A 12,127-nucleotide genomic window follows, 5' to 3' on the forward strand; every position below is an offset into this window, starting at 1 on the left:
CGAGACGGCCTTCCCCGCCCGAAGATTGGGGAGATTCAGCCGGCCCCCGAGGGAGCCTGGCCCCACCAAGGAAACCGGAAAAGCCTGTGACATGCGCAGTAACAGCGGGCTTGCATTCTGTGACAGACCTGTCATAAGCTATTCACGGATCCGCTAAACGCCTCCGGCGGGTCTGATGCGAACGGAGATATAGCCCCGGTTCGACGCAGCGTATGACTCGTAACGTTGCTGAGAACCGGGGCTATTGCATTTAAGCCGGCAGCCCCACCGCCCCGCACCGGACCGCACCGCGGGCAGCAAAAAGCGGAGCCCCACCAAGGTCAATCCCGGCAGGGCCCCGCTTCAATTAACAGCAGAATCAGCTGGCGCGGTCCACCACGGCCAGCGCGAAGTTGGAGAGCGAGTCCTTCACAACGCCCTCGGGCAACGGCGCAAGCGCGGCGATTGCTTCGTCGGCCCAGCGCCGGGCAACCACCCAGGACTCGGCCGTGACGGGGTGCTCGCGCAGGCCTGCAACGGCAGCCGCCAAAGCAGAGTCGGACGTCAGGTCCCCGTCAATGAGCTTCAAAAGGTCGACGGCGGACTGGTCGCCTGCCGCGGCGTCGCGGCGCAGGAACAGTACGGGCAGCGTGGGGACGCCTTCGCGGAGGTCGGTCCCCGGCGACTTGCCGGATTTGACCTTCACCCCGGTGACGTCGATGACATCGTCGGCAAGCTGGAAGGCCACGCCAACCTTCTCGCCGTACTCCACCAGGACGTCCTCGTAGGTGGGGTCGGCGCCGGAGAAAATGGCACCGAACTGTCCGGACGCCGCAACCAGGGAGCCGGTCTTGTCCGCGATGACGGACAGGTAGTGCTCCACCGGGTCCTCGTCCGGGCGCGGGCCGACGGTTTCGTGCAGCTGGCCCAGGCACAGGCGCTCGAACGTCCGGGCCTGGATGCCCAGCGCACGCCCCCCGAGCTCGGACACCAGGATGGAGGCGCGGGCAAAGATGAGGTCGCCGGTGAGGACCGCTACGGAGTTGCCCCAGACTTCGTGGGCCGTGGGGGCGCCGCGGCGGAACGGGGCGGAGTCCATGACGTCGTCGTGGTAAAGCGTGGCCAGGTGGGTCAGCTCAACCACCACCGCCGCCTGCACCACAGCAGGAAGGGAGGCGTCACCGAGGTGGGCGGACAGCAGGGTCAGCAGCGGCCGCACACGCTTGCCGCCGGCCTCCACCAGGTGGCGCGACGTTGCGTCAGCAAGGGGATCGGAGTTGGCGATGGCTTCGCGCAGCTTCTTCTCCACCCGGGCCAGGTTGGTGGTGATGGCGGGACCCAGTTCGGCGTCCTCCGCGATCGCAGCGAAGCCTGCTGGCAGCTGAAGTGCCGTGGCGATGGCGGTGGTATTGAGGCTGGGTTCGGAGTCACGCAGGCCGTGCCCGGCATGCGTCCAGCTGTGGTCTGCAGAGTTGGTCACTGGTTAACCCTAACTTTTTGTTGCGGATACCGCTGGTTCGTAGCCGAAAGGGTGTTGGACGTGGCCGGGACCAGCGATTCCAGGACGCGGATGACCCTGTCCTCAAAGCCCTTCGCCGCCGGATCGGTCAGGTTGGCGAGCAGCCGCACCACAAAGCGCATCAGCACAGGAATCGGCATCCCGGTCCGCAGCGCGAGCTTCATGACGGCGGGCTTTCCGATCAGCGCGGCAAACGCGCGGCCCAGGGTAAAGTGCGATCCCCACTGGCCCCGCACATAGTCCGCGTAGCCTGCAAGGTGCGCGTCGGCGTCGTACGTTGGTCCCGCCGAAACGGAGCGCGCGGAGGCGTCAATGATGAACTCGGCCGCGAACCGCGCCGACTCCATGGCATAGGAAATGCCCTCGCCGTTGAACGGGGACACCATGCCCCCGGCATCGCCCAGGAGCAGGAGGCCGGGCGAGTAGTGCGGCGTGCGGTTGAAGCCCATGGGCAGGGCGGCGCCGCGGATTTCGCCCACTTGATTCTCGGGCGTGAAACCCCACTCGGCAGGCATCGCGGCGGTCCATTCGCGCAGGACCTGCTTGTAGTCCAGCTTGCCGAATTCCTTGGAGGAGTTCAGGATGCCGAGGCCTACGTTGGAGGTGCCGTCGCCGACGCCGAACACCCAGCCGTAGCCGGGGAGCAGTTTCCCGTCGCGGCCGGGGAGTTCCAGCCAGCCTTCCATCCAGTCGTCGTCGTGGCGCGGACTGGCGAAGTAGGTTCGCACCGCTACGCCGAGGGGGCGGTCATCGCGCTTCTGGATTCCGAGGGACACCGCGGTTCGCGTGGAGTTTCCGTCCGCGGCAAGTACGACGTCGGCACTGAAGTCGCGCGTCTCCCCCGTCTTACGACCGGACTCGTCCAGGAGCGCTGCGCGGACACCGGTCACGCGGCCGTCTTCCGAGCGCAGGGCTTCAGCGACGCTGTGGCGCTCCAACACGAGGGCGCCTGCGGCCTGCGCGTGCCGGGCCAGTTCCTCGTCGAAGCCCAGGCGGGTGCGGATCAGGCCGTACTGGGGAAAGTCGGATACCTCGGGCCACGGCAGTTCGATAGTCCGGCCGCCGGCAATGAGCCGCAGGCCTTTGTTTCGGCGCCAGCCATCAGATTCCGGGTGCGGCAGGCCGAGCTTCTGAATTTCGCGGACCGCGCGGGGGGTGAGGCCGTCGCCGCAGATCTTCTCGCGCGGGAAGCTGGTCTTCTCCAGGACGGTCACACTGAGGCCCGCCTTGGCAAGATAGTAGGCAGCGGTGGATCCGGCCGGCCCGGCGCCGACAATCAGTATGTTCACAGGTATCAGCGGGTGATGTTGCGGCGGAGCTTGGCCACGGGGCCCTTGTGCGCGGCAATGGCGGCAGCGCTGCCGTCAGGAGTTGATTCGAGTGGCTTGGTTGCCCGGTGGACGGCCACGATCCCGCCGGTCAGATTGCGGTAGGTGACCTTTTCCCAACCCGATTCCTGCAGCCACGCGGCCAGGTGGTCCTGGTCCGGCCAGGCGCGGATGGATTCGGCGAGGTAAACATACGCGTCTGGGTTCGAGGCGACCTTCACTGCGATGGCGGGGAGGGCACGCATGAGGTATTCGGTGTACATCGTTCGCCAGAGCGGAACGACGGGCGCCGAGAACTCGGCGATGACCAGCTTGCCGCCGGGCTTGGTGACGCGAAGCATTTCGGCGAGCGCCTTCTTGGGCTCGTTGACGTTGCGCAGGCCGAACGAGATGGTGCTCGCGTCGAAGCTGTTGTCCGCGAAAGGCAGGTTGGTGGCGTCACCGGCAACGAAGTTGATGTCCGGGCGGCGGCGTTTGCCCACCTTGAGCATGCCCAGGGAGAAATCACACGCAACCACATCTATGCCAGCATCGGCATATGGCTCGCTGGACGTGCCGGTTCCGGCTGCCAGGTCGAGCACACGCTGGCCGGGACGCACGTCCACGGCATCCACCACAATCTTGCGCCAGCGGCGCGTCTGTCCCATCGACAGAACATCGTTGACGACGTCGTATTTAGGTGCGACGTCGTCAAACATCGTGGCTACTTCGTCCGGACGCTTATCCAAGGATGCTCGGTTCACTCCGTCATTGTCTCAAATGTTCTGCAGGCCCCCTAACTGTGCGCAAATCTTGGGCTGTGGGCTGAAAGTACCGCCGAGTAGCGTGCAGAGTACTGTTGTCTCATCATGACGAGCACGTTCCGCACCCTCACGGTCCCCCTGGATGGCAACGCGTCTGCCGGCGGGCTTCCGCAGTTCCTGGTCCGGGACGACGTCCTTTGCTGGACCCGCCGCGAAGCCGGCCTGGTGGGCTTTGGTGAGATCAGTCGTTTCACCGCAACCGGGCCGGAACGGTTCCTTGAGGCCGACATCTGGTGGCGCCACCTCGTCCTCGAAGCAGACATCACAGACTCGGTTGCCCTGCCCGGCACCGGGCCCGTGGCCTTCGGCTCCTTCGCCTTCTCCAAAAAATCCGCCCACGAATCGCGCCTGATAGTGCCGGAGATCGTGGTGGGCGTGCGGGACGGCCAGTACTGGCTCACCCAGCTCACGTTCGACGACGGCGAACTCACCAAAGAGGGCGCCCTCACCGCACTGGACCGCTGGCTGAGCGCTGGCAGCACGGGTGCTGCGCCCGCCGTGGCAGGCGGCACCCCCGGTGGGGTCCCCGCCGAGGCCAGTGACGGCGTCGTACTTCCCTTCCAGCAGGACGGTGGAGCGACGCTCCATACGGGGTCGCTGAGCGAGGAAGACTGGATGGCCGCGGTGACTGCCGGGGTGGAGGAAATCCGCACCGGGGCGCTGGAGAAGCTCGTGCTGGCGCGGGATATCGTGGCCACGGTTCCGTCGGGCGTGAACGCTGCGAAGGTGCTGCGCGAACTTGCCGTCCGGTACCGCGAATGCTGGACGTACGGGGTGGACGGACTGGTGGGCGCGACGCCCGAGATGCTGATTCAGGTGGAGGGCCGCACCGCCCAGGCGCGCGTTTTGGCGGGCACGCTGGACCGACGGGACGCACATGGCGAGGACGGGATCCCCATGGACTATGCCGAGCGCGTGCTGGCCGGGTCGGAGAAGCAGCGGCACGAGCACGAAATCGCCATCCAGTCCCTGACCTCGCAGCTGGCGCCGTTTTCCGAGGCCATGAACGCCCACGACGAACCCTTCATCCTGGAGCTGCCCAATGTGTGGCACCTGGCGTCGGACGTGAAGGCGGAGCTTGCCGAGGTGGAGGGCCACGTGCCCACGTGCCTTGCGCTGATCAACGCGCTGCATCCGACGGCCGCCGTTTGCGGCACCCCCACACGAGTCGCGGGCGCCCTGATCCGCAAGCTCGAGCACTTGGACCGCGGGCCCTATGCCGGTCCGGTGGGCTGGCTCGACGCGGCCGGCAACGGCGAATGGGGCATCGCACTGCGCGGCGCGGTCATCGAGGATCCGCATACCGTCCGGTTATATGCCGGTTGTGGAATCGTTGACGGCTCCCTGCCCGAGGCCGAACTGGCCGAGACGTGGGCGAAGTTCCGGCCAATGCTGGAGTCGCTCGGTATCTCGAACTAGCTGGGGCGGGGCGTCCGGGATTCCAGACGGCGCCGCGCCCTAGACTCTTGCATAACACTCCGCATTAGTTATCCAATAGTGAAACAAAGTTATCTGTGACGCACATCTCTCGGCGCGCGATACACTATGAGGCGCTTTAGGTATGCATTCCGTCCGCAACAAAAGGTAAAAGACACATGCACATTTCCCGTTCGCTCCTGGGCAGCTCCACGCTCAAGGCTGCTACCGTTCTCGCCATCGGCGCGCTCGCGCTTACCGGCTGCACCAACGCGTCGCAGAACGCCGCACCCGGCGGCGGGTCTACCGAGTCGGGGAGCGCAAAGGCCAGCTTCGACCCGAGCACCATCAAGAAGGATGACTCGCTGGCTGCCCAGCTGCCGGAGGCCATCAAGTCCAAGGGCACCCTGACCATCGGATCGGACACCAGCTACGCACCGGCCGAGTTCCTTGGCTCGGACGGTCAGACCCCGGTAGGGTACGACGTCGACATCGCCAAGGCGATCGGCGCCACGTTGGGGCTCAAGGTCCAGGTCCAGACGGCTGAATTCACCGGCATCCTGCCCGCGCTCGGCCCGAAGTACGATCTTGGTATCTCCTCCTTCACGATCAACCCGGAGCGCCTCGCGGCAGTAAACTTCGTCAGCTACTTCAACGCCGGCACCGCATGGGCCGTCCAGAAGGGCAATCCGAAGAAGTTCTCCCTCGATGACGTCTGCGGCAAGAACATCGGCGTCCAGACCGGCACAGTCCAGGAAGATCCGGACCTGTCCGGACGCACCAAGAAATGCACGGACGCCGGCAAACCGGCCATCAACGTCGTCACGCTGAAGAACCAGACCGACGTCACCACCCGGCTGGTCAATGGCAGCATCGATGCCATGGCCGCCGACTCCCCCATCATCGGCTACGCCCTCGCTCAGACGAACGGCCAGCTGGAAAAGCTCGGCGACGTCTACGACGCCGCTCCCCAGGGCATCGCCGTGGTGAAGTCGGATAAGGCCCTGGCCGACGTGATCCAGAAGACGGTCACCAAGCTGATCGCGGACGGCTCCTACAAGAAGATCCTCGAGGGCTGGGGTAACGCTGACGGCGCCATCACCAAGTCAGAAGTCAACCCGGCCACGTCTTGAGCGAACCGGTAACCGACCAAAAAACGGGCCCAAGCATGCAACATCCACCTGAAGAATCACCGGTACTAAATAAAGCGGTACCGGTACGGCACCCCGGCCGGTGGATCAGCGCCGTCGTGATCATCGGCGTCCTGGTCCTGGTCCTCCAGAGCCTGGTCACCAACCCCAACTTCCACTGGGACACGGTGGGCACTTACATCCTGGACGTCAACGTGGTCCAGGGCGTCGGTTGGACCCTGCTGCTGACTGTCGCCTCCATGATCCTGGCAATTGTCCTCGCGATCCTGCTGGCCTTCATGCGCCAGTCGGACAACCCGGTGTTCCGCTGGTCCAGCTGGGTGTGGGTCTGGTTCTTCCGGGGCACGCCTGTGTACACCCAGCTCATCTTCTGGGGCCTGGTTTCCGTCCTGTACCCGAAGATCAGCGCCGGTGTCCCGTTCGGGCCCGAGCTGTTCAGCGTGGACACCAGCACGGTCATCACCGCACTTGCGGCGGCCATCCTGGGCCTTGGCCTGAATGAGTCCGCGTACCTGGCCGAAATCTTCCGGGCAGGCTTGAAGTCCGTTGACCGGGGCCAGATGGAAGCCGCCGAGGCCCTGGGCATGGGCAAGGCCAAGATCATGTGGCGGATCATCCTGCCGCAGGCCATGCGGGTCATTGTTCCGCCCACGGGCAACGAGACCATCGGCATGCTCAAGACCACGTCCCTGGTCCTGGCTGTGCCGTTCACGCTGGACCTCACGTTCGCCACTAATACGCTGGCCAACCGGACTTACCTGCCGGTTCCCCTGCTCATCGTTGCGGGCATCTGGTACCTGGTGATCACTAGCTTGCTGATGGTGGGCCAGCATTTCATTGAGGCGTACTACGGCAAGGGCGTGGACAATCTTTCCCCCGCGCCAGTGAACATGGAGGCGGCCAAGGCTGCAGCAGCTGGCATGGGTGCACCCAAGCTGTCCGGCGGAGGAGAATCCATATGACGACAACTGCAACAGCAACGCCACTCGTAAAAATCGAAGGCCTGCACAAGTACTTCGGCCATCACCATGTGCTGCGCGGCATCGACCTGACCGTCAACCACGGCGAGGTGTCCGTGGTCATCGGTCCGTCGGGTTCCGGAAAGTCCACGATGCTGCGCTGCGTGAACCTGCTGGAGACCATCAGCGCCGGGCGGATTTCCGTGGGCGGCAGCCTGATTGGCTACCGCGAAGTCCACGGCCGGCTCCATGACCTGAGGACCAAGGAAATCGCGGCCCAACGCCGGGACATCGGCATGGTGTTCCAACGGTTCAATCTCTTCCCGCATAAGACTGCCCTGTACAACATCATGGAAGCGCCCATGCACGTCAAGGGCCAGTCCCGGGAATCCGCACGGAAGCGGGCCTTGGAACTGCTGGACCGGGTGGGCATGGCGGACCGCGCGGACCACTACCCTGCGCAGCTTTCCGGTGGCCAGCAGCAGCGCGTGGCGATCGCCCGTGCGCTGGCCATGGACCCGAAGCTGATGCTCTTCGACGAGCCCACGTCCGCGTTGGATCCCGAACTTGTGGGAGACGTCCTGAATGTCATGAAGGACCTCGCCAAGACGGGCATCACCATGATCGTGGTGACCCATGAGATCGGTTTCGCCCGCGAGGTGGGCGACCGCCTGACGTTCATGGACGGAGGCGTGGTGGTTGAGTCGGGCGATCCCCGCGAGCTCCTGGCCAACCCGCAGCACCCCCGTACCCAGGAGTTCCTGAGCCGGGTCCTCTAATCCCAACCAGGCAGCCACGCCCCAAACCAACGCGGGGTCACTTCACGCCCAATATCCCGCCGGGGAAGGGCGGAAAGTGACCCCGCGTTGCGTTAACCTGGCGTTGCTTTAAGTGGGGCGGGCTCAGCCGCCGAGGACACCTGTGACGGCGGCAGACACGGCAGCCCTGATGTGGGCGTGCAGGTCCCGTAGGCCTACCCGGTCCGTGCGGACTTCGACGATGCTGCGGCCCTGGATCGGCGCGGCAAGCGCTTCGGCGAGGCCCGCCGTCGTACTTACCGCGCAGTGCCCGACGCCGTATGCTGCGGCGAGTGCCGAAAGGTCCACTGCGTGCGGGGTGCTGAACAGGCGTTCGACGGCGTCCGTGTAGCCTCCCGCTTCCCGCACCGCGCCGTGCTCGAGCAGGTCGAAAATAGCCCCGCCGGCGTCGTTCAGCACCACGATCCTCAGGTCCGGCACAGCTTCGCCCGGGCCCAGGAGCAGGCCGCCGGCGTCATGCAAAAACGTGACGTCGCCGAGCAGCAGCGTGGTTTCCTGCCGGCCGCCGAGCGCGATTCCGGTGGCGGTGGAGACGGTGCCGTCGATCCCGGCCAGGCCACGGTTGGCGTAGACGGTGGCCGCCGGCTCCGCGGCGGGAAGACCAGCGAGATCCACGTCGCGGATGCCGTTCGACGAGCCCAGCACCAACTGGCCGCGGGCATTCCCCCACACGAGCGCGCCCACCGCCGGGCCGAGAGCGGCGTGTTCTGCGGCCAGGACTCCGTCGAGGGCGTGCTGCGCGGCGGACCCAGCCAGCAGCCAGGTATCCAGCCAGTCGGACGGGCCGCGGCCGGCAAACTCGGCAAGGTCCGCCAGGCTTTCCAGCGGCAGTTCCGTGCGCCGGCCGGGCTCGTACCAGGCCACGGGAACCGGCTGGTAGAGGGCGGAAGGGACGTCGGCCCGGGCAAGAAGCGCAGAAACCGGCCGGGAAAGGGTGGGCCGGCCAAAGAGGACGACGCGCTCAATCGGCTGCGCCGATCCCGGTCCGAAGTGCTGCAGCAGCAGCCGGTACGGGCCCACCGCGTTCGGCCCGAAGCGGGCGTTGGAGGACGGCTCGGCCAGCAAGGGAAGGCCGTGGGCGCGGGCGAACGCTTCGGCGACAGGCCCGGCGTCGTGCCCTGCCAGCACCACGGTGCGGCGTTCGCTGAGCGAAGAAGCGGCCGGCGGCAGGTTCATGGTGAGCGGCTCGGTGGCGATGCGGAATTTCTGCCGGCCAGCCGCCGTCGGAAGCTGCTCCCCCGGCGCCGGTACCAGCGGGTCGCGGAAGCCCAGGTTCAGCTGGACGGGACCGGGAGCGAGGTCGGAGAACGCGCCGGTGGCGGCGGAGAGCGCCGTCTCCACGGCTCGGAGCGGGCTGCTGCCGGCGGGAACATCGGCCGCGAACCGGACGTGCTCGCCGAACAGATCCAGCTGGATGGTGGTTTGGTTGGCACCAGTGCCCAGCAGCTCCACGGGCCGGTCCGCGGACAGCACCACCAGCGGGACCGCCGCATGGTTGGCCTCCATCACGGCCGGCATGAGGTTCCCGACGGCGGTGCCGGACGTGGTGAGGACGGCCGCCGGGGAGCCGGTGGACAAGGCGAGGCCCAGGGCCGTGAAGCCGGCTGACCGCTCGTCGATCCGGACCAGCAGCTCCACCCGTCCCGCCGCGGAGGCCTCTGCCAGCGCATACGCCATCGGAGCCGAGCGCGACCCCGGCGAGACCACCACATACTCCACACCGCCGTCGACCAGGGCCTCGACGGCGATCCGCGCCGCCTCGAGCGAAGTCAACAAAGGTTCGGCCGCAGCCGCGGCGCCCGGGGCAGGCGAAGAAGCAGGGGCCGGCGAGGAGGCGGCGCCCGGGGCGGATGCAGGGTCCGGCGAGGAAGGGGCGGGGTCGTTCAGCGAAGTCACCGAACCAGTCTGCCACCCCCGGACGCTCTCTCACTTAATGTCGCTTTAAACCAAACGCTCTATCACTTCCCGCCGCCGGGGCAACAGGAGGTGATAGAGCGTTGGTGGAAAACCCGCATTAAGTGAGAGAGCGTCCCACCGGGAGGGTCGCGGGAAGGCTAGCCGGCGAACACCTGGATCACGGACGGGCGGGGTGCGCGCACCTGCCCGCGTGCCGGCGTCGCACCTTCCGCAACGTAGTCCGGGAAGAAGGAGCGCTGCGCCGCGAACGAACCCTCTTCGCCCGGGTGCTGCACGGAAACGAAGACGGTCCGCTCTTCGTCGTGCACGATCGGGCCGCAAGTTTCGGCTTCACGCGGTACGGCGAGGAACTGCTCCACATTGCCGCGCTCGGTGCCTTCGAGGGTGACCTTGAAGAGTCCGTCGGCCTTGCCGATGCCGGAGGGGGCGCCGTCGGTGGAAATCCACAGGTTGCCTACGGAGTCGAACGCGAGGTTGTCCGGGCAGGAGATGGGCGAGACCTTGTCCGCCGGGAACCCCGAGAAGTAGGTGGACTTGTCGACGGCGGGATCTCCACAGACGATGAGCAGGTTCCAGGTGAACGTCGTGGAGTCCTGGCCCCCGACCTCGGTGATTTCGACGATGTGGCCGTCCTTGTTCTTGTTGCGGGGGTTGGCCTCGTCGGCGAAGACGTTGCCCTCGATGCCGCGCTTGCTGTTGTTGGTGCACGCGACGTAGACCTTGCCGGTGTGCAGGCTCGGCTGTACGTCCTCGCAGCGGTCCATCTTGGTGGGGCCCACTTTGTCGGCCGCGATGCGGGTGTAGACCAGAACTTCCTCGACGCTCATTTTGTCCACCTTGGACTCGCCGTTGACCACAAGGGGCAGCCACTGACCCGTGCCATCGAACGAGCCGTCCGCCGGAACCTCGCTGGCCTTGAAGTCAGCAGAGTTGCCCGTGAACTTCGCTACATACAGGTCGCCGGCGGAGAGCAGCGTCATGTTGTGCTTGCGGTCGCCCTCTTTGTAGAAGTCCCGTGAGACAAATTTGTAGAGGTAGTCGAAGCGCTCGTCGTCGCCGGAGTAGGCCACAACCTTGCCGTTCTCGGCAATGATCACGTTGGCGCCCTCGTGCTTAAAGCGGCCCAGCGCGGAGTGCTTCTTCGGGGTGGAGGTGGGATCGAAGGGGTCGACTTCGACGATGTAGCCGAAGCGGTTGGCTTCGTTTTCGTAGCCCGGCTTGCGGGTGTCGAAGCGGGGATCGTCAATTTCCCACTGGCGGGCGGTTGCCTTGCTGGTGAGGCCGTAGCGCTTGTCGTACTCAGAGGTGCCGGGGGCGACGAAGTAGCCGTTGAAGTTTTCTTCGCCGGAGAGGATGGTGCCCCACGGGGTGGTTCCGCCGGAACAGTTGCCCAGGGTGCCCTTGATGAAGCGGCCTGACTTGTCATCAGCCGTCTTCACCAGCGACGAATCCGCAACCGGGCCGGTCAGTTCGTAGACCGTGCTGTTCAGGAATCGGCGGTTCAGCTGCGCGCCCTTGACGTAGGTCCACGGTTTGGTGGTGTTCTTGCGTTCCAACTCGACGACGGACAGTCCGTGCGCGGCCTGTCCCACAGCGCGCATCTGCGCAGCCGGCATCGTGGGGGGGAACATGATTCCCTCGTTGGTGTACTCGTGGTTGGCGAACAGAACGGCGCGGCGGCCCTTGGTGTCCGGGATCTCAATAATGTCCGAGTAGTCGTTGTTGTAGCCGAACTGCTTTTCCTGTGCGGCGGCCGTCTGGTTGTTGATGTCAAAGTCCGGTGCGCCGTTGAAGATGGGGTCACCCCAGCGAATCACGGGCTGCCAGGTGAAACCTTCAGGGACAGTAACGGCGTCCACCAGTTTGTCCACGGGAGCGATCGGCGTGAACTTCAGCTTCGACTTGCTGAAGCCTTCCTTTGCGGCGGGCGCCAGCCCGGGGCCACCGGCAACGGCCGGTTCCGCTGAGGCAACGGCGTTGCCGAGTACGACGGCGAGGGCACCGGCGGCGCCGAAGCCAAGGGCGGCGCGGCGGGACATAGTGGCGGACGCAATGTCGCGGAAGTAGCTGTTCGAGCTGGTGTTGCAGACATCGCCGGCGCAGGCGTTGTCGCACTTCAGGGCACAGGTGACAGCACTGCGCTTACCCTTCGTGTGGCCAAGCATGGGCAGCAGGTTGAACTTGCGGTTTGTCGTTTCAGACAAGGTTTGCCTCCAAAAAGACGATCGGGTCCCGCC

General features: G+C 65.8%; 9 protein-coding genes. 4 read left to right on the forward strand and 5 right to left on the reverse strand.

The features are described from left to right. Positions 1-358: 358 nt before the first annotated feature. Genes AB4Y73_RS01150 through AB4Y73_RS01160 form a run of 3 tightly spaced genes read right to left on the reverse strand, consistent with a single transcriptional unit; the run spans position 359 to position 3,569 of the window. The gene (locus AB4Y73_RS01150; protein WP_441867516.1) at positions 359-1,459 is read right to left on the reverse strand and encodes a polyprenyl synthetase family protein; all 1,101 of its coding nucleotides are present in this window, start codon (positions 1,457-1,459) and stop codon (positions 359-361) included. After that, a complete protein-coding gene (locus tag AB4Y73_RS01155) occupies positions 1,456-2,787 on the reverse strand; it encodes a geranylgeranyl reductase family protein (protein ID WP_441867518.1) in 1,332 nt (443 codons plus the stop codon). Before AB4Y73_RS01155 ends, AB4Y73_RS01150 begins: the two co-directional genes overlap by 4 nt. Before the next feature lie 5 nt (positions 2,788-2,792). Further along, entirely contained in the window at positions 2,793-3,569 is a 777-nt protein-coding gene (locus AB4Y73_RS01160; RefSeq protein WP_441867520.1) for a demethylmenaquinone methyltransferase, read from the reverse strand. 105 nt (positions 3,570-3,674) lie between these two features. On the opposite strand from AB4Y73_RS01160, the gene AB4Y73_RS01165 reads away from it, so the two are divergent. From AB4Y73_RS01165 to AB4Y73_RS01180, 4 genes are all read left to right on the forward strand, one after another. Beyond that, positions 3,675-5,048 (forward strand): isochorismate synthase, encoded by a 1,374-nt coding sequence (locus AB4Y73_RS01165; RefSeq protein WP_441867522.1) that lies wholly within the window; start codon positions 3,675-3,677, stop codon positions 5,046-5,048. A 176-nt stretch (positions 5,049-5,224) separates the two neighbouring features. Next, on the forward strand, positions 5,225-6,178 hold the full coding sequence (locus tag AB4Y73_RS01170; protein WP_441867524.1) for an ABC transporter substrate-binding protein: 954 nt from the start codon (positions 5,225-5,227) through the stop codon (positions 6,176-6,178). A gap of 35 nt (positions 6,179-6,213) precedes the next feature. Continuing rightward, positions 6,214-7,158 (forward strand): amino acid ABC transporter permease, encoded by a 945-nt coding sequence (locus AB4Y73_RS01175; protein WP_441867526.1) that lies wholly within the window; start codon positions 6,214-6,216, stop codon positions 7,156-7,158. Continuing rightward, positions 7,155-7,934 carry an amino acid ABC transporter ATP-binding protein gene (locus AB4Y73_RS01180; protein ID WP_441867528.1) on the forward strand — a complete coding sequence of 260 codons (780 nt, stop codon included), beginning with the start codon at positions 7,155-7,157 and terminating at the stop codon, positions 7,932-7,934. The genes AB4Y73_RS01175 and AB4Y73_RS01180 overlap by 4 nt, the downstream gene beginning before the upstream one ends. 123 nt (positions 7,935-8,057) lie before the next feature. Here AB4Y73_RS01180 and menD read toward each other — a convergent pair whose 3' ends face one another. Both menD and AB4Y73_RS01190 read right to left on the reverse strand, forming a co-directional pair. Continuing rightward, the gene (menD, locus tag AB4Y73_RS01185; protein WP_441867942.1) at positions 8,058-9,749 is read right to left on the reverse strand and encodes a 2-succinyl-5-enolpyruvyl-6-hydroxy-3-cyclohexene-1-carboxylic-acid synthase; all 1,692 of its coding nucleotides are present in this window, start codon (positions 9,747-9,749) and stop codon (positions 8,058-8,060) included. 278 nt (positions 9,750-10,027) lie between these two features. Further along, complete coding sequence (locus AB4Y73_RS01190; RefSeq protein ID WP_441867530.1) at positions 10,028-12,094, reverse strand: PhoX family protein; 2,067 nt, start codon at positions 12,092-12,094, stop codon at positions 10,028-10,030. Between the last annotated feature and the right edge of the window lie 33 nt (positions 12,095-12,127).

Origin of the sequence: Pseudarthrobacter sp. TAF60_1, assembly GCF_052113505.1 — a bacterium.
Taxonomy (GTDB): domain Bacteria; phylum Actinomycetota; class Actinomycetes; order Actinomycetales; family Micrococcaceae; genus Arthrobacter.